We start from the raw sequence: 18,169 nt of genomic DNA on the forward strand, positions 1-18,169 counted from the left end.
TTACACCTCCGCCTTCTGGCCTTTGAGGCGAGCCAGCTCGCGCTCGATCTCGTCATTGAGCTCCAGCTCGCGGAACTGGGCCTCCAGCGAGGGATTCTGCCCCAGAGTGGCCGCCTCCAGCTGGGCTTCCAGCTGATCGACACGGCCCTGAAAACCGTCAAAACGCGCCATCAGCTCATGCATCCGCTGGTTGTCCACCTGGGCGCGGGCACGAATGCGGCTGTGGGCAGTCTGCTCGCGCAGGGTCAGCAGTTTCTGCTTCTCGCGCGCCTCGGTCAGCTTGGCCGCCAGCCGCTCGCTGTCGGCGGTGAGCTGGGCCAACACCTCGGCCACCCGAGCCTTGTCCTGCTCCAGCTGTTCACATTTTTTGACCTCCGCCAGCTTCTCGGTGAGGGCTGCGCGGGCCAGATCCTCACGTCCCTTCTGGATGGCGAGCTCGGCCTTGGCCGACCACTCCAGAATCTGCGCGTGCAACGCCTGCTGGTGACGCTCCAGCTGTTTCTGTTCGGCAATCACGCGGGCGGCCTGGGTACGCATCTCGACCTGCACCTGCTCCATCTCTTCGATCATCAGGCGCAGCATCTTCTCCGGCTCTTCACTCTTGTCGAGCAGGCTGTGCAGGTTGGCATTAATCACGTCGGTCAGGCGGCTGAATACGCTCATGGTCTGGCTCCTTGTTGATGGGATGGCTATCTCTTCCCATAGCATTACAAGAGCCGTGCCAAGAAAAATTATTGTTGTTTTACATATAGATGGGAATTTACTGAGGAAATTCAAGAAGGGCTTGTTGGTGAAAATAGCCAACCAGGTGGTGATTTTTACCAATAAAAAAGGGAGCCTGTGGCTCCCTTGTCGATTCGTCTGCGATATCCGTCAGGCGGCGTGGCTGTGGCCCAGCTTGCTGTCCAGTTCGGCCAGCTTGGCCTCCATCTGGGCACGGCACACCTCGGAGAGCTCGCGAATGCCGGCAGCGCCGTGCTCTTTGCTGCAGACCGGGGCCATCACTTCCACCAGCACTTCGCCGTTGTCCCAGCGATTGAGATCGACCTGACCGAAATAGCTGGAGCAGACGATGGGCACAACGGGCACTTCAGCCTGCACGGCGGTATGGAAAGCGCCCGCCTTGAACGGCAGCAGACCACGCCCCTGCGAGCGGGTCCCTTCCGGGAACATCCAGATGGAGGTGCCGCGCGCCTTGATGCGCTCCACCACCTGACCAATGGTGCCAATGGCGCGAGAGCGGTTGGAGCGGTCGATCAACACGTTGCCGGAGAGCCAGAAGATGAGGCCGAAGAAGGGGAGCCACAGCAGGCTCTTCTTGCCGACCGCGACAACGCCGGGCTGCACCGCACCGGTCACGGTGAAGATGTCGTAGTTGCTTTGGTGGTTGCAGACGTAGACCGCAGGCCCGACCGATTTCACCTCGTCGGCTACCGTCACCTTGACCCGAACCCCGATCAGCGGGCAGACCGCATGATACATGCGGGCAAAGACATAGACGTTGTTGGGGTGGCGCGGACGAACCAGACAGAGCAGCAGGCCGAACAGGAACCAGAAGATGAGCAGCAGACCAAGCAGCAGCACACGGGCAATTTTGAGCATCGAACACCTCGAATTTTAACTCGGCGCAGTATACTGATCCCCCTTTTAGCGAACAAGCGTTCGCCAAACAGAACCGACCACACGGCGCCAGCCTCAGCGCTCATAAAACGGGCGGCAACTTGCCCCACCCGCCATTGGCCGTTAGGATGTGGCCATCTTGATGAACGGGGCGAGCATGATTCACCAACAACGCGTGGCAAAACGACTCCTGCTGCTGGTCTGCCTGCTGGTGCTCAATTGCGCGGCTCAGCCGCTGGCCAGGCTGGCACTGCTCGATCACGCCCTCACCTGTCAGGCCCTGCCCGTTCAGAGCATCGATGATGAGCAGAACGACGGCAAGCCGGTCAGCCCGCAGCCCACCAGCTGCCAGCTCAACGGCAAGTGGCTAAGCGCCGCCACCCTGCTCTGCGTCGAACAGCTCTTCTTTGCCGTGGCGGTGCTGATCGCCCTGCTGGCCCCCCTTTGGCGCTACACACCGCCACTGCCCCCTCCCAGAGTCATCTCGCCGCCCGAGCGGCGTCTGCATCTCACCCTGTGCGTCTGGCGGGAATGAGTTCGGCAGCGTTCTTTCGTTAGCTGTCACTCATTTTTGCGAGACCAAAAAGATGTCAAATCTCTTCAAGGCGGCCCTGCTACTGGGCGGTCTGCTGTGGCAATCCATGGGATTGGCCAGCGACACGGGCTGGCTCACCAGCCCACAGAATGATCACGCCCGGGTACGGCTGCAGGCCGACCGCAGCACGGCAGATCAGACCCGCATCCTGCTCGATGTCGAGCTGGAGTCAGGCTGGAAAACCTACTGGCACAGCCCGGGAGAAGGGGGCATTGCTCCCCAGCTCCTGTGGGACAAGCCGGTCGGTGACTTTCAGTGGCGCTGGCCGGTGCCACGCCACTTCGAGGTAGCCGGGCTCAGCACCCAGGGTTATCAGGGGGACGTGACCTTCCCCCTCAGCCTCAACTATCCCGCAGGGCAACCGCTCAAAGGAACTCTGCGCCTATCGACCTGCAGCAACGTCTGCATCCTGACCGACTTTCCCTTCACCCTGGCGGTGGATGGGCAGGCCCCAGCCGACTTCGATTTTGCCTGGGCGAAGGCGATGAGCACCCTGCCCCAGCAATTGCCTGCCGACACCCGGGTCGAGCTCGGTTATCAGCACAACCAACTGCAACTGCGCGCCGAGCGGGCAGAGGGCTGGCAATCACCAGCGCTCTTTATCGACGCTCTGGAGGGGGCCGAGTTTGGCAAACCGGCGCTTGAGGTCGAGGGCAACACCCTGATCGCCCGGGTGCCGGTGAGCGATGGCTGGCAAGGGGATGCGCCGGATCTACGCGGCCAATCCCTCGGCCTGCTGCTCACCAGTGGCGAACAGGCGTGGCAGGGCAAGGGGACGATCGGCGCGCCACTCGCGCTGCCTAACCAGAGTCATTCGCTGTTCTGGTTGCTGGGAGCGGCGCTGCTCGGCGGCCTTATCCTCAATCTGATGCCCTGCGTGCTGCCGGTGCTGGCGCTCAAGCTGGGAACTGTGTTGCAACATCAGGAGCGTGAACAGGGAGCGGTGCGCAAGCAGTTCCTCGCCGCCAGCGCCGGGATCATCGCCTCCTTCTGGGTGCTGGCCGCCATGAGCAGCCTGCTGCGCGCCACGCAAGGGGCCGTCGGCTGGGGCATCCAGTTCCAGAGCGCCGGTTTTATCGGCTTGATGGTGCTGGTCACCCTGCTGTTTTGCGCCAACCTGTTGGGGCTGTTCGAGATCCGCCTGCCCAGCGCCCTCAGCACCCGCCTCGCCACCAGCGGCGGCAACGGCCTCGGCGGTCACTTCCTGCAGGGGAGCTTCGCCACTCTGCTGGCGACCCCCTGCTCGGCACCGTTCCTCGGCACCGCGGTGGCCTTTGCGCTGGCGGCGCCACTCGGCCAGCTCTGGCTGATCTTCACCGCGCTCGGAATTGGCATGAGCCTGCCCTGGCTGCTGGTGGCGGCCCTGCCACGGCTCGCCCTCTGGCTGCCGAAACCGGGGCGCTGGATGAACCATCTGCGCATCCTGCTCGGCTTGATGATGCTGGGCTCCAGCCTCTGGCTCACCAGCCTACTCGACAACCATCTCGGCAGCTATGCCACCGGCTGGCTGATGGTTGCCATGCTGCTGGCACTGCTGATTGGCATCATCTGGCGTTACGGCATGCGCGGCTTCACACTGGCGATCGCCCTCGCCGCACTGATTGGCAGCCCCCTGCTGCTGAGCGGCGCCTTTAGCGCGCAGGGCTCGGCCAGCGTTGACAAGGTGGTCTGGCAGCCGCTCTCCGAACGCGCCATCACAGATGCGCTGGCCCAGAACAAGCGGGTCTTTATCGATGTCACCGCCGACTGGTGCGTTACCTGCAAGGCCAACAAATACAACGTGTTGCTGCGCGATGAGGTACAACAGGCCCTCTCGGCCCCCGATGTGGTGGCCCTGCGCGGCGACTGGAGCAAACCAAGCGACACCATCGCCGCCTTCCTGCGTAAACGGGGTGCGGCTGCGGTTCCCTTCAACCAGATTTACGGCCCGGAGTTGCCGCAGGGGGTCACACTGTCACCCCTGCTCGACAAGGACGATCTGCTGACCACATTGCACAAGGCTGGCCTGCTTCAGGCTGGCACCACCCGATTTTAAGGAGCAACCATGAAACCGACTCTGAGTACCCTGACCCTGCTGGCCTCCCTTTCCGCAACCCTGCTGGCTCCGGCCCTGCACGCCGCCCCCTTCACCCCGGAGCAGGAGGCACGTATCAAGGAGCTGATCCGCGAGACCCTGATCGCCAACCCCAAAATCCTCGACGAGGCGGCCGAATCCTGGGAGAAGCAGAACGCGGCGGCCCAGGAGGCGCAGTTGGGCGACTTCATCAAGGGCAACAAGGATGTGCTGTTCAACAGCCCAACCAGCCCGCGCCTCGGCGCCAGAAACCCCAAGCTGACGCTGGTGCTGTTCACCGACTACAACTGCGCCTACTGCAAGCAGTTCGATCCCCGGCTGACCAAGCTGCTCAAGGCCTATCCCGACGATCTGGGACTGGTGATCAAGCTGCTGCCGTTCAAGGGGCAGAGCTCTGCCAAGGCGGCCCAGTACAGTCTGACCCTGTGGCAGCAGGATCCGGCCCGCTTCCTCGCCCTGCATGACAAGCTGATGAGCAAGCAGGGGATGCTGACCGAGGCGGATATCAACAAGGCGCTGGCCGCCACCGGCAACGTGGCGCTCAAGCCCGCGCCCAAGGCGACCGAAGAGCTGCGCAACAGCCTGCGCATCGGCACTATTCTGGGTGTGCAAGGCACACCGGCAACCCTGATCGGCAACCAGCTGGTGCCGGGCGCCGTTCCCTATGAGGAGCTGGAGCAGCTGGTGAAGGCCGAACTGGCCAAGCTGGGGTAAGGGATGACCACTAACCCTCAACCCCGCTGGCGACGCTGGGGCAAGGAGGCACTCTGGCTGCTGTTGCTGGCACTGGTCATCTCGACCCTGCTCGATCTGTGGCGCAGCCCGACCCTGCCGGAGGGGGCGATGAGCGCCCCCGTCACCCTGCAGGATGGCACCAGCACGGATCTGGCCACCCTGAGCCGCGGCAAGCCGCTGCTGGTTTACTACTGGGCCAGCTGGTGCGGGGTGTGCCGTTTCACCACCCCGGCCGTGCAACAGCTCTGGCAGGAGAGGGAAAACGTGCTGACGGTGGCGCTGCGCTCCGGCAATTCGGAGCAGTTAGGCAAAGGGATGAGCAAGAAGGGGCTCACCTTCCCGACCCACAACGACGAGTCGGGAGCGCTGGCCGCCAAGTGGCAGGTAGGGGTCACCCCGACTTTTCTCGTCATCAAGGATGGGACGCTTGTGAGCAGCACCACCGGCTGGAGCTCGAAGTGGGGCCTGCAGTTGCGGCTCTGGTGGGCGTCGCTCTAGCCAAGCAGCATCGTTGCCTGCAACAGGGCCATCCCACCGGATGGCCCTTTTTTATGCAGACATTTTTATCCCGACATCAGGCGGGGAGCTGCATCCCGCGTACCTGCTCCAGCAGGGCAGTTACCGCTATCGAGCGCAACGCATCGGGGGCGTAGCAGAGCCCCACCCGCCGCTTGAAGGAAGAGGCCGCCAGCTCGGCGACCGCACAACCGGGCGGACAAAGCGAACGGGGCAACCAGGCGATCCCCGCCCCAGCGGCCACCATAGTCGCCGCCAGTCGCAGCGACCCTGCCCGCCGTGGGTAGAGGGGCGCCTGATTACCGAGAATGGCGATCAGCCGCAGGTGGGAGTCGTGGCGCGGGCAGGTGACCCAGGGCTCGTTCGCCAGCGCCGCCGGTGTGAGCGTCCCCTTGCCCACCAGCGGGTGATCCGGCGGCAACACCAGCACGAACTCCTCCTCCAGCAGGGGGATAAAGAGCTCGTCGCCGCAGCGCAGGGATTCACAGCCCAGCCGCACATCGCCACAGCAGCCCTCCTCCAGAGTCAGCAGGATCTCCTCGTGGGCGAGTACCCCGTTGACCAGCGTCCCCACCACGCCATCGCCAAGGTCTGCCTCAATCCCCACCGTCAGCTCGAGGCAGGGGGAGGTTTCACGAAACTCGCGGGCGAGGGAGTCGGTGTCGGCGATCAGCCGCTTGGCACGGGGATAGAGCCGGTGCGCCGCTTCGGTCCCCTCCACACCGCGCGCCTGTCGCACAAACAGGGTCACCCCCAGCTCATCCTCCAGCGTCTTGATGGTGGTGGAGAGGGTGGGTTGGGTAATGAAGAGGCGGGTGGCCGCCGCCGTGATGTTGCGCTCCTCGAAGACAGCCACAAACGCACGCAGGGTTCGCACATCCATAGAATTCACCTATACCAGACAGTCATAAAAGCCATTTTTCACGGCGACACTGGGCAAATATAGTGGCTTACCTGCCACAAGGCATCTCAATTTTCTATATCAGCGTCTATCAACACCGTCAGGAGCCATCATGCGCCATCTCTCTGTCATCGGCCTCGGGGCCATGGGCTCCGCCCTCGCCACCACCTTGCTCAAGGCGGACCATCCGGTCACCGTCTGGAATCGCAGCGCCGCCAAGGCCGCCCCGCTGCAAGCGCTGGGTGCGACACTCGCCCCCTCGGTTGGCGCGGCCATCGCCGCAAGCGATATCACCCTTGTCTGCGTCGATAACTACGCCGTCAGCCAGCAGTTGTTGGATGAGGCGAGCGATGCGGTGGCGGGCAAGCTGCTGGTGCAGCTCTCTACCGGCAGCCCACAGGGGGCCCGAGCGCTGGAGAACTGGAGCCACGCCCGCGGCGCCCGTTATCTCGATGGCGCCATCCTCTGCTTCCCGGATCAGATCGGCACCACTGATGCCAGCATCATCTGCTCGGGGGCCAGCGTCGCCTTTAGCGAGGCAGAGCCGGTGCTACGCCTGCTCGCCCCCACCCTCGACCATGTGGCCGAGGCGGTTGGTGCCGCTGCGGCGCAAGATTGTGCCGTCGCAGCCTACTTTGCCGGTGGTCTGCTCGGAGCCCTGCACGGCGCGCTGATCTGCGAGGCGGAAGGTTTGCCGGTAGCCAAGGTGTGCGCCCAGTTCAGCGAGCTTTCACCGATTTTGGGTGGCGATGTGGCCCACCTTGGCAAGACGCTGGCGAGCGGCGATTTCGATCACCCCTACGCCAGCCTGAAAACCTGGAGCGCCGCCATCAGCCGCCTCGCCGGTCACGCCACCGATGCCGGGATCGACAGCCGCTTCCCGCGCTTTGCCGCCGATCTGTTTGAGGAAGGGGTGGCGCAAGGGTTTGGTCAGCAGGAGGTGTCAGCCCTCATCAAGGTGCTGCGGGCACGCAATGGAGCGGCACAATGAACGAGTTGACCAACCACACCCCAATTGCACTGATCACCGGCGCCGCTGGCGGGATTGGCCACCAGCTCTGCATCGGGCTGGCCGAGGCGGGTTATCGGGTGATCGCCACCGATCTGGCCCCTCACGCTTTCGACCATCCCGAGATCCACTTTCATCCGCTCGATCTGCGGGACGAGCAGGCCATCGTGCGGCTCTTTACGGAGGTGCGCGCGCAGCATGGCAGCATCCACTTGCTGATCAACAACGGCGCCATCAGCAAGTTCCACACCCGCTTCGAGGATCTGAGCACGGCCCAGTTCGATCAGGTGATGACGGTCAATGTGCGCGGCGCCATGCTCTGCGCCCGCGCCTTTGTGCAGGCCAACCGCGAGCTGCCCTATGGCCGCATCATCAATATTGCCTCCACCCGCTGGCAGCAGAACGAACCGGGTTGGGATGCCTACGGCGCCTCCAAAGGGGCGCTAGTCGCCCTCACCCAGTCCCTCGCCAACTCGCTGGCCGACCATCCCATCACGGTCAATGCCATCAGTCCGGGCTGGATCCAGGCGGGTGATTACCACACCCTGACCGAGGCGGATCACCGCCAGCATCCGAGCGGCCGGGTCGGGCGCCCCGACGACATCAGCCGCGCCTGCCTCTTTCTGGCGGATCCTCGCAACGACTTTATCAACGGCGCCAATCTGGTGGTCGATGGCGGGATGAGCAAGAAGATGATCTACCACACCTCCGCCTCCTTCTGGGAGGAGTAACCCCTGCGGCGGCAGCCTCACCCCGGCCTGCCGCCCGCCCCTTCCCTGCCCGTTTTTTCATCGCTTTTGCCCCGCCGCCCTTGCACTGGCCAGACCGACTGGCAACAATAGGCACTCAACTGACCCCTCTTCATCTAGCCCGTTAATTGATCGCCCAACACATCGCGTTGGCGGGCTGTTTCCGTTAAAATGACGGGTTTTTGCCGTGCCTGGTTTGCCAATCCCCACCATCAGGCACTCGCAGCGTGAATCCTATGATGCCAGTGATGCAGGATCTGCCATGAACAACTACTTTCGGGTGCTGGGCGTCAAGTCCAACGCCAGCGAAAACGACATCAAGAAAGCCTATCGTCGGCTGTCGAACCAGTACCACCCCGACAAGCTGCACGGGGCCAGTGAAGAAGAGAAAGAGCAGGCAGCCATCAAGCTGCACCAGGTAAAGCAGGCCTATGAAGTGCTGTCCGATCCGAAACAGCGGGCCGCCTTTATCAAGGATTTCAACAACGTCATCGTGACCGACCCCGCCTCCGCCATGCAGGAGATGTGGGATCAGTTCTACCCCTGAAACAGCAGGCAGAAAGAGCAACTATGCAAAAGAGATGGGACCAGGCGCGGCTCAAGGCGCTGCAAAGCGATGCCAGCGAAAACATCGAATCCTACCGGGATCAGGACGACCCCAAGGGGCTGGAACAGTTCACCGACCAGATGAAGAGCCTGCTGCTGGCCGATATGAGCATGCTGGAGTTTATGCCCGAGTATCTGCCGCTGGCCCTCTATGGCCGGGTGCAGTTCCCGGCCAAGGCCAAGTCGCAGTGGAACAAGTGGCTCACCAGCGGCGAGCAGCCGGGCTGGGACGAGTTCAAGGTGAGCGTCGGCTTCAACAATGCCGCCCTGCCGCTGGTCAAGGCGGTGCGGGCCCAGAGCGAAGATCAGCTGATGGAAGCCTGCGCCGTGCTGTTCCTGCTCGACAACCCGCTGCCGCGCGGCAGCCACCGCGCCGATGACGACTATGAGCTGCGCGACGAAGAAGATGAAGACGGGGAAGATGCCGACGCCGACTACCATGGCGGCAGTGACCGCTATGGTGATGACGACGGCGATCAGGATATGTACGACGAAGTCCGTTTCTAATTGGGGCAAGGCATGAGCAACAGTCTGATAGAAATTACCGCCATCGAGATCAAAGAGCTGGCCGTTATCGAGCCGAAACAGGCCAGCGAGAAGTTCGAGCTGATCGCCAAGACCATGTCTGACGACCAGCTGGCAGAAGTGATTGAAAACATTGATATCGTTACTCTGACCCAGATTAACGGCCAGCACGATATCTCCTTCCCCTCCATCATCTCCGAGCTGATGACCCCGGAGCGGATCCGCGACATCGTCTGCCAGCAGCCGCTCTATTGGGAAGAGGCGATCAAGAACAACGCCGACGAGCTGCAACAGCACACCTTCGACTTCCTCAACTACCTGATCCGCACTCAGGATAGCGAAGCCAAGCAGCGCGAGATCCTCGAGTGCGTGGCCGAAGATCCGGCCGGTCTCTTCTACCTCGCCATCCCCTTTATCGAGTTCTATCGCGGCGATCGCTATGAAGAGGACGAAGGCTATCGCGACGTGCTGCACGCCGAAGAGGAAGATCTCGAAGAGTCCCTGCGCTACAGCGAGCGCCAGCAGAGCGAGGATGTCCACGACTATGCGCTGGATGACCCGCGCAGCCTCTTGATGCTCATTCGCGAGCTGGCCCCCGAGGTAGAGAAAGCCATCAAGGCGCTGCTGCGCAACGAGCACTCCACCTGGGACGGCATCATCAACAAGTTTGCCGCCGAGCTGGTGATGCAGGCCAAAGAGAAGAACAAGGTCGAGGAAGACGAGTACGGCGACGTCGACGACATGTTCAGCTTTCTGGATTAAGGAGCCCATTCATGCAGTTAGTCATTCGCGATGCCAACCAGGGCCCCTTTCTGACCCAGGTGCTGCGCTTTGGCCGCGACAATGAACTCTTGAGTCAGCAACAGCTGGCCGCCATCAAGGGCAAGGCGGTGCTGATGAGCCTCAAATTCGCCGACAAGTACTACAACAAGTACAAGATGCACCTGCTGGAGCAGGCGGCCCACGACGTCATCGGCGTGGTGAGCCTCGGCCTGCAGGAGCTCTCGGCGCGGGATCCGGCCAAGGCGCTGGCGCTGTTGCAAGCACCGGAAGGCCCCATCAAGCCGTTCCAGAAGGGCTGGTCGATGCTCATTACCGTCAGCCCCAAGCAGGCTGGCAACAGCCTCTACGGTGACGTGGATGCCCGCCTGCTGGACAAGATCTCGAGCCCGCCCGATGTGGAGGAGTGGCAAGGGTGGCAGGAGTACGAGAAGGCGCTGACCGAGCACAACAAGAGCCGCCTGATGGAACTCATCGACCAGCACTTCTTCGCCTGCGAGAGCGATCACCCCACCATGGAGGACAAGCTGGCCGAAGCGCTGCTCTACCGCATCCTCTGCGGCAAGGGCAGTGGCGCCGCCCCGCTCAAGGTGAAGCAGGATCTCAAGCGCAAACTGGCGCGGGAAATTGAGCTCGACGAGGGCTGGTATGACACCGACTACCTCGCCGCCCAGCTGGCCCTGATGCTGAATGCGCTGCCCGCCGACATGGCCGCCGCCCTGCGCCAGGAGCTGAGCCCGGGCTTTGTGCCCAACCTGCTGCACACCCTCGGCTTTGTGCGCCAGTACCAGCTGCTGCAAAAAGAGAACGCCTCGCCGGAGAAGCTCGACAACATCGAGATGCGCGCCGGTCTCAAGCACCCGCTGCTCGGCTGGCCGCTCTACCACGACTTTTAAGGCCGCTTTCGCCGCCCATCAGTCGCACCACAACGCCCGGCCCGCCGGGCGTTGTTCTATCTACGTCATCAGCCCCCACGATTGACCTAACAAATCGGGATGCAACCAGTTCAGATGGCTTCATTCAAACCTTGTTCGCAGCTATACTGCGCCCCTGATTCAGGGCTGAATAAACCGGTCATAATACAGGTCAGATTTTTATGCTGCTGCCACTTTTAATGCTTATCAGCGCCAATACTCCGCTACTGTCAGATACCCGCCTTTATCGAGAAGTTGCCAATAATTGTAAAAATGTAGATTTGGAAAATTGGCAACATCCGACCAGAAGGGTATTACTGGAACGAGGTGTTATATTTAAAAAAGTCGAGTTATGTAACGATGGTAAATATCCAATCTATCATGTTCGACTCCCGTATGACCCGACTGGGCAGACTCAAGATTATTTCAACCCACTCTATGTGGCCATGTACGGAGCCAACGGTAAATGGCCATACGCCATGGTCGATGAGGAAGGAACCATTGTGTATATGACCTATCGGAAAGGTTCTATTATCACACCGGACTACGAGCTTTTCTCACCATAATCAGATTTTATCTCTGAGGAAAATACTCAAAGCATGCAAAGGAAATATCTTTTCCTAAAAGATAGCATCACGATTCACAGCCCCAAAATGCTCTGATTGATATATTATCAGGCTATCTTAAGTCACCTATTTGTCGAAACTAATATTTACCACGTTATTACAACAAGAATATATATTATCCCCTGCGATGAAACGCTCAAAAATTCCCCCATACCATCAGGTTCTGATCAAGCCCTCATTTTCAATATTTATTCACTAAAACAGTGAAACTGAATAAATAAGCTGCCACTCAACATGCTGGCAGCGATGGCGAAAGAGCAGCCAAAAGCGGGATGGCGATCTCACTATCAAATCAGTTCAAGCCAAAACAGGCTCCATTCAACCCCAGCCAATCTGATACCTACCAAGCCAGCGCCAGCTTTTCAGCAGCCAAAACCGCATAAAAAACCGGAATAGATCAATAAAAGACAATTAATCTCGCCGGATTAAATTTCAGGTATGGCTATTTGCACCGCTTGGTCGCTAAATGACAGACCGGCCTTCAGACCAGCATGGAAGCGCACAAGGCTAGCCGGCAGCAGACCGGTACGCTCTCAGGACGAGTAATGACTTTCTTCTCTCACAGGAGACAGACCGTGAGCGCTTCGAATCAACACCCCACCATTCCCCCCGGCTCCGGGGCGCTGTTCTTTATCCAGACCTTCTCGACTCTGGGGTTTGCCGTGCTCTACTCCACGCTGGTGCTCTACGCCACCAAGCGGCTCGGCTTCAGTGAATCCCAGGCCAACGCCATGATGGGGGTCTTCGGGGCCTTCAACTATGGCCTGCACCTGTTTGGCGGCTATCTCGGCGGGCGCTACCTCAGCAACCGCAACCTGTTCGTGATGGGGATGGTGCTGCAGGTGATCGGCTGCTACTTCATCGCCGAGATGGGGATCACCGGCCTCTACTGGGGGCTCGCCATGTTCCTTACCGGCAGCGGCCTCAACGTCACCTGCCTCAACATGATGCTGACCCAGCGCTTCGCCCCGGATGATCACCGCCGCGAGAGCGCCTTCCTGTGGAACTACGCCGGGATGAATCTGGGCTTCTTTATCGGCTTCACGGTGGCGGGCTACTTCCAGCTCACCGAGGATTACCGCACCCTGTTCCTGTTTGCGACGCTGGGCAACATCATCGCCATCATCGCCACCTTCGCCTGCTGGCCCATTCTGGCGGATATCAGCACCCCACTGCGCCATGTCAAAGGGAGCGGCTTCTACCGCCGCATGCTGGCAGGTATCGCCATTCTGGCCATGCTGGTGCCGGCGCTGCGCCTGCTGCTGACCCACGCCAGTTTCAGCGGCAGCTTCGTGCTGATCCTGGGCGCCGTGGTGCTGGTGCTGCTCTGCGTGATGACTGCCCGCCACCCGGACGCCGCCGAGCGCAGCCGCATGGTGGCCTACCTGATCCTCGCCCTCGGCTCCCTCATCTTCTGGTCGCTCTACCAGCTGGCGCCCATGGGGCTGATGCTCTTCTCCGAGCACAACATCAACCTCAACGTGTTCGGGCTGCGGGTCGCCCCCCAGTGGATCCAGAACATCAACACTATCGTCATCGTCATCGGTGGCCCGCTGATGGCGCTGCTGTTCAAGCGACTGCGCGAACAGGGATGGAATATCGACATCCCCTCCCAGTTTGCCGCCTCTCTGTTCTGCATGGGGCTCGGCATGCTGGTGCTGCCGCTCGGCATCCATCTGGCGGGGGCCGACGGGCTGGTCGCCTTCAAGTGGATCGCCATCAGCTATGTGCTGCAGAGCTTTGGCGAGCTGCTTATCTCCCCCATCGGTTACGCCATGATTGGCAAGCTGGCCCCCGCCAGCCTGCAAGGCCTGCTGATGGGCTGCTGGATGATGGTGACCGGCGTCGCCTCGGTACTGGCGGGCTATGTATCCAGCGCCATGCCGCAGAATATCGGCAGCTCTCCGGTGGCCACCAACCCGGGCTACAGCTCGGTGTTCAACATGCTCGGCTGGGGCTCGATGGCGGGCGGGATCGTCCTGCTGTTGCTGGTGCCCCGTCTGCGCCTGCTGATCGCCTCGAAAATCACCCCGCAACCGGCGGCGACAGCTATCCCCGTCTGATCGGGCTCGGGCCAGCCTTTTCAGTGGCCCCTGCCAGCGCGAACGGGTGAATCAGCAACGCGGCTGATAATGCGAAGGGCCCCGCCATCATGGATGGCGGGGCCCTCTTTTTTGGCGGGATTTGTGGCTCTTTTCAAGCTGGCACCGGTTGCTGCGTTTTCCCTATCGTCAGCTTCCCATCATAACTGGCCTGAGCGAATCAACTTGGCTTTGAAGTTCCTGCAATGATTCAACCAATACTGAATGATTCCCATCAGCCCCAACTTCATACTCTAAGACATTCAAATTATATGACTTCTGCATGGCTTTTATTAATGAAGGATGCTTTCCTTTCGGCATGACAGCATAATGTGGATGATCTGAGGATGCTGCAATATTTGTATTCTCCAAAACCAACTGAATATCTGGATCTGACATACCACACCCAAGAAATAAAACTGTATGCACAGTCAATAAACTATTTAAAACATTATAAAATTCAGAATGCTCACTTTTCATATGAAAGTAATCTGATCTTGTCAAGATTAACTTCGTTGTATCTGAAACACATCCATGAGCTTTTATTATTAGATTGTCTTTAAATCTAACACTATTAAGCAATCGATTTTCATAATACTTGTGAATAACAAATCCCTGCCCTGCAGTTAAAGCATCACATTGTGTTTCATATATTTGATCGTAGTTTGTTGTGATCACAATTTTAGAGTTAATTCTTTGAATAAGGGCATGTAACTCTGATGGCACAAACCGTGGCCTTGCAAAAATATCTGTAAAAAAACTCCTTTTTTGAGCTGATGTAACTCGATCAAAAATTACTTCCGCTGCATCAAGAAGCTGATCCGTTTCGATTAGATGATTAATAAAAGCCTTTTCAATCTCATCATTTACAAATTGATCTCGCGCCTGTTCAAGTAATTGATACCAGCTAGGTGGCCTTATAACAGGGTCCAAACTAGATTGGCAACTCGCTGATACACCTGCACCTATGAATATAATTGCACGTTTAGCTGCTAGCTCTTCAATAAGAATTTCTGGCCATTCTATCATGACTGACCCTCAAGTCTTTTTACGACCTCAATAGCAACATTATCAAAGATACTAGAAAATTCTTTTGCTTGTGAATAATGCGCACCAAAAATACCATCTTCAGCTTTAAGGTCACGGATCGGTGAAGAACTGCTCTGTGCTATGGGGGCAAGACTAAACATATTTGGTATGTTACCTAAAATATGATGCCCATCTTTCGACGCATCCACTAAGTAACCTCCCAGAAACTCTAAAAAAACCTCATCAAATCTTGTCAATAAACGCTCATATGCCTTTGTAGGCCTTCTCTCACCATATGCATTTTTTCTAGTGGCATATGTTTGTGTTGTATAACCAAGACAACCACTCGTAATAGAAATATTTTTTTTGATATTAAAGCGCTCAAATACCTCGCCCCCCCTATCCTCCTCTAATAATAGAGCCCCGCCTCTATATTTATTAGACCATGTATCAAACCAAGTTCTAACGTTTCGCAAACCTATGATACTAAATATATCAATTGACATTGGAGTCACAAAATAATCGGCGGCAATTAGGGTGCTTCGATTCAAAGAGCCTAAGCTTGGACCAAGATCCACCAATATATAATCATAGTCAGAATCAACTTTATCAATTAGCGAAGAAAACCAGTTTGTTTTTCTGAATGCACCAATCTCACCTCCTGATATTTTAACCCACGCCTCACCTAGCCTGTCCTCTAATGCAGATAACTGAGGGTGCCCCATTATCAGATGAACGCCAAATCTATTTACATCTTTACAAACAATATCTTCTTCGAAAAAAATTGACGGATCATCATCAAGTATAGGTTGAATAACATCTAAGATTGTCTTGTAATTTTGTGGGGAATCCCAATATCTTTCTGAAACTACATCTCCCCCCAAGATTAGTAGCGTTGAATTACATTGAGGATCCAAGTCAATATATAAAACTCGCTTGTTTAATCCAGTAGAAAGACCTGCAGCCACATTTGTCGAGGTGGTTGTTTTTCCTACACCACCTTTGTTATTAAAAAAGCAAATTGTTTTAGCCATTTTTATCCCTAAAAAGAGGGGCAATAACATTGCCCCAGTTTATCTTAATTATTTGCATCACTCTCAGTGTGTGCATCTACAACTACTGATTCAATTTCTATCCTGTCTACCCGCTGCAAACCGCGGGGCAGCTTGGCGCCGCGGCGGCCGCGCTCGCCGCGGTAGTAGTCAAGATCAGATGGCTTAAGAGTGAGCTTGCGCTTGCCGGCAAACAGGGTGACGGACTGGCCCTGCGGGATCACGGCGGCCATCACCACAAACTCCTCCCGCGCCTTCACCCGAGCCGACGGAATGCTGATGAGCTTGTTACCCTTGCCCTTGCCGAGCACCGGCAGAGTGTTGAGCGGGAACAGCAGCATGCGCCCTTCATTGGAGATGGCCATGCAGAGATCGGTCTCTGGCGAGCCAATCTTCTGGGGTGCCATCACCTGACCCCCTTCCGGCACGGTGAGCAGCGCCTTGCCGTTCTTGTTCTTGCCGATCAGATCGTCATAGGTGCAGACAAAGCCGTAACCGGCATCGCTGGCGATCAGGTAGGGCTCGCCTTCGTTGCCCATCACCAGATGACGCACCTCTTCCCCTGCCCCCAGCGCAAAGCGGCCGGTGAGCGGCTCGCCCTGACTGCGGGCGGATGGCAAGGTGTGAGATTCGAGGGCGTAGGTTCGGCCCAACGTGGAGAGGAACACCGCCTGCTGGTTGCTGCGGCCACAGGCGTGGGCCAGATAGCTGTCCCCCGCCTTGTAGGAGAGCCCCTCGACATCCACGTCGTGGCCCTTGGCGGCGCGCACCCACCCCTTGTCGGAGAGGATGACGGTGACCGGTTCGCTAGGCACCAGCTCTTTCTCGGTCAGCGCCACCGCGGTGGCACGCTCCACCAGCGGGGTGCGGCGATCGTCGCCGTACTTCTCGGCATCGGCCAGCAGCTCTTTCTTGAGCAGGGTGTTGAGACGACGCTCGGAGCCCAGAATGAGCTCCAGCTTGTCGCGCTCTTCGGCCAGTTCGCTCTGTTCGGCGCGCAGCTTGAACTCTTCGAGTTTGGCCAGATGGCGCAGTTTCAGCTCCAGAATTGCTTCGGCCTGGGTCTCGGTAATGTTGAAGCGCTCCACCATCACCTTGCCCGGCTCATCCTCGGTGCGGATGATCTCGATCACCTCATCGATGTTGAGGTAGGCGATCAGCAAGCCTTCGAGGATGTGCAGGCGAGTCAGCACCTTGTCGAGGCGGAACTGCAGACGGCGACGCACGGTCTCGCGGCGGAACTGGATCCACTCGCTGAGGATGGTCTTGAGGCACTTCACCTGCGGCCGGTTGTCGAGGCCGAGGATGTTGAGGTTGACCCGGTAGTTCTTCTCCAGATCCGTGGTGGCGAAGAGGTGGGCCATCAGCCCCTCTACATCCACCCGGTTGGAGCGCGGCACGATCACCAGACGGGTCGGGTTCTCGTGGTCCGATTCATCGCGCAGATCGGTGACCATCGGCAGCTTTTTCGCCACCATTTGGGCGGCGATCTGCTCCATGATCTTGGCGCCGGAAGCCTGATGGGGCAGCGCGGTGATGACGATGTCGCCATCCTCCTCGCTCCAGACCGCCCGCTGCTTGATGGAGCCCTTGCCGGTCTCGTAGATTTTGCGGATATCGTCACGCGGGGTGATGATCTCGGCGTTGGTCGGGTAGTCCGGCCCCTGAATGTGCTGCATCAACACATCGAGCCCCGCATTGGGGTTGTCGAGCAGCTCGGCACAGGCGTAGGCCACTTCCCGCGCGTTGTGGGGCGGGATGTCGGTCGCCATCCCCACCGCGATACCGGTCACCCCGTTGAGCAGGATGTGCGGCAGACGGGCGGGCAGCACCACCGGCTCCTTCATAGTGCCGTCGAAGTTCGGCGTCCACTCCACCGTGCCTTGGCCGAGCTCTGAGAGCAGCAGCTCGGAGAAGCGCGACAAGCGCGCTTCGGTATATCGCATGGCCGCGAAGGATTTGGGATCGTCCGGCGCACCCCAGTTACCCTGACCGTCCACCAGCGGGTAGCGGTAGGAGAAGGGCTGGGCCATCAGCACCATGGCTTCATAACAGGCGATGTCGCCATGGGGGTGATATTTACCCAGCACGTCACCCACGGTACGGGCGGACTTCTTGTGCTTGGAGAGGGCAGACAGACCCAGCTCGCTCATGGCGTAGATGATGCGCCGCTGCACCGGTTTGAGGCCATCGCCGATATGCGGCAGGGCCCGATCCATGATGACGTACATGGAGTAGTTCAAGTAAGCCTGTTCGGTAAAGGTGCGCATTGGCTGGCGCTCTACCCCGTCCAGACTGAGCTCGATAGCATCACTCATGTGATTTTCTCTTTCGGTTCGGGAGCCGCCACAGGGCGA

General features: G+C 58.7%; 18 protein-coding genes. 12 read left to right on the plus strand and 6 right to left on the minus strand.

What is annotated here, in order from left to right; genetic code table 11:
- Positions 1-663 carry a phage shock protein PspA gene (pspA, locus tag I6L46_RS13995; protein ID WP_216976007.1) on the minus strand — a complete coding sequence of 221 codons (663 nt, stop codon included), beginning with the start codon at positions 661-663 and terminating at the stop codon, positions 1-3.
- Between the two features lie 210 nt (positions 664-873).
- Entirely contained in the window at positions 874-1,602 is a 729-nt protein-coding gene (locus I6L46_RS14000) for a 1-acylglycerol-3-phosphate O-acyltransferase (protein ID WP_216976009.1), read from the minus strand.
- Positions 1,603-1,777: 175 nt separating this feature from the next.
- Here I6L46_RS14000 and I6L46_RS14005 point away from each other — a divergent pair, with 175 nt between their 5' ends.
- Genes I6L46_RS14005 through I6L46_RS14020 form a run of 4 tightly spaced genes read left to right on the plus strand, consistent with a single transcriptional unit; the run spans position 1,778 to position 5,522 of the window.
- Positions 1,778-2,155 carry a hypothetical protein gene (locus tag I6L46_RS14005; protein ID WP_216976011.1) on the plus strand — a complete coding sequence of 126 codons (378 nt, stop codon included), beginning with the start codon at positions 1,778-1,780 and terminating at the stop codon, positions 2,153-2,155.
- Positions 2,156-2,207: 52 nt separating this feature from the next.
- Positions 2,208-4,250 carry a protein-disulfide reductase DsbD gene (locus I6L46_RS14010; protein ID WP_216976013.1) on the plus strand — a complete coding sequence of 681 codons (2,043 nt, stop codon included), beginning with the start codon at positions 2,208-2,210 and terminating at the stop codon, positions 4,248-4,250.
- Positions 4,251-4,259: 9 nt separating this feature from the next.
- Positions 4,260-5,003, plus strand: a complete 744-nt coding sequence (locus I6L46_RS14015; protein WP_216976015.1) for a DsbA family protein — start codon at positions 4,260-4,262, stop codon at positions 5,001-5,003.
- A 3-nt stretch (positions 5,004-5,006) separates the two neighbouring features.
- A complete protein-coding gene (locus I6L46_RS14020) occupies positions 5,007-5,522 on the plus strand; it encodes a protein disulfide oxidoreductase (RefSeq protein ID WP_216976017.1) in 516 nt (171 codons plus the stop codon).
- 76 nt (positions 5,523-5,598) lie between these two features.
- On the opposite strand, the gene I6L46_RS14025 is transcribed toward I6L46_RS14020, so the two are convergent.
- Complete coding sequence (locus tag I6L46_RS14025) at positions 5,599-6,423, minus strand: LysR family transcriptional regulator (protein ID WP_216976019.1); 825 nt, start codon at positions 6,421-6,423, stop codon at positions 5,599-5,601.
- 130 nt (positions 6,424-6,553) lie between these two features.
- Here I6L46_RS14025 and I6L46_RS14030 point away from each other — a divergent pair, with 130 nt between their 5' ends.
- The 8 genes from I6L46_RS14030 to I6L46_RS14065 all read left to right on the plus strand — a co-directional run bounded on the left by I6L46_RS14030 (position 6,554) and on the right by I6L46_RS14065 (position 13,713).
- A complete protein-coding gene (locus I6L46_RS14030; RefSeq protein WP_216976021.1) occupies positions 6,554-7,432 on the plus strand; it encodes an NAD(P)-dependent oxidoreductase in 879 nt (292 codons plus the stop codon).
- Positions 7,429-8,181: an SDR family NAD(P)-dependent oxidoreductase gene (locus tag I6L46_RS14035; RefSeq protein WP_216976023.1), complete on the plus strand. Its 753-nt coding sequence runs from the start codon at positions 7,429-7,431 to the stop codon at positions 8,179-8,181. The genes I6L46_RS14030 and I6L46_RS14035 overlap by 4 nt, the downstream gene beginning before the upstream one ends.
- 280 nt (positions 8,182-8,461) lie before the next feature.
- Entirely contained in the window at positions 8,462-8,746 is a 285-nt protein-coding gene (locus I6L46_RS14040) for a DnaJ domain-containing protein (RefSeq protein ID WP_005343121.1), read from the plus strand.
- Between the two features lie 23 nt (positions 8,747-8,769).
- On the plus strand, positions 8,770-9,312 hold the full coding sequence (locus I6L46_RS14045) for a hypothetical protein (RefSeq protein ID WP_216976024.1): 543 nt from the start codon (positions 8,770-8,772) through the stop codon (positions 9,310-9,312).
- A 12-nt stretch (positions 9,313-9,324) separates the two neighbouring features.
- Complete coding sequence (locus I6L46_RS14050) at positions 9,325-10,092, plus strand: hypothetical protein (protein ID WP_005335887.1); 768 nt, start codon at positions 9,325-9,327, stop codon at positions 10,090-10,092.
- An 11-nt stretch (positions 10,093-10,103) separates the two neighbouring features.
- The gene (locus I6L46_RS14055; protein ID WP_005343118.1) at positions 10,104-11,006 is read left to right on the plus strand and encodes a hypothetical protein; all 903 of its coding nucleotides are present in this window, start codon (positions 10,104-10,106) and stop codon (positions 11,004-11,006) included.
- Positions 11,007-11,206: 200 nt separating this feature from the next.
- Positions 11,207-11,590: a hypothetical protein gene (locus I6L46_RS14060; protein WP_216976025.1), complete on the plus strand. Its 384-nt coding sequence runs from the start codon at positions 11,207-11,209 to the stop codon at positions 11,588-11,590.
- Between the two features lie 635 nt (positions 11,591-12,225).
- Complete coding sequence (locus I6L46_RS14065) at positions 12,226-13,713, plus strand: peptide MFS transporter (RefSeq protein WP_234933262.1); 1,488 nt, start codon at positions 12,226-12,228, stop codon at positions 13,711-13,713.
- Positions 13,714-13,881: 168 nt separating this feature from the next.
- Here the strand turns inward: I6L46_RS14065 and I6L46_RS14070 are convergent, their stop codons facing one another.
- The 3 genes from I6L46_RS14070 to parC are packed head-to-tail and all read right to left on the minus strand — an operon-like array spanning position 13,882 to position 18,130.
- Positions 13,882-14,760 (minus strand): SIR2 family protein, encoded by an 879-nt coding sequence (locus tag I6L46_RS14070; protein WP_216976028.1) that lies wholly within the window; start codon positions 14,758-14,760, stop codon positions 13,882-13,884.
- The gene (locus tag I6L46_RS14075; protein ID WP_254203102.1) at positions 14,757-15,794 is read right to left on the minus strand and encodes a ParA family protein; all 1,038 of its coding nucleotides are present in this window, start codon (positions 15,792-15,794) and stop codon (positions 14,757-14,759) included. Before I6L46_RS14075 ends, I6L46_RS14070 begins: the two co-directional genes overlap by 4 nt.
- Before the next feature lie 44 nt (positions 15,795-15,838).
- Positions 15,839-18,130, minus strand: coding sequence for a DNA topoisomerase IV subunit A (gene parC / locus I6L46_RS14080; protein ID WP_216976033.1), 2,292 nt, complete (start codon positions 18,128-18,130; stop codon positions 15,839-15,841).
- Positions 18,131-18,169 lie beyond the last annotated feature (39 nt).

Source organism: Aeromonas sp. FDAARGOS 1416, from assembly GCF_019048085.1.
Classification (GTDB): Bacteria; Pseudomonadota; Gammaproteobacteria; order Enterobacterales; family Aeromonadaceae; genus Aeromonas; species Aeromonas veronii.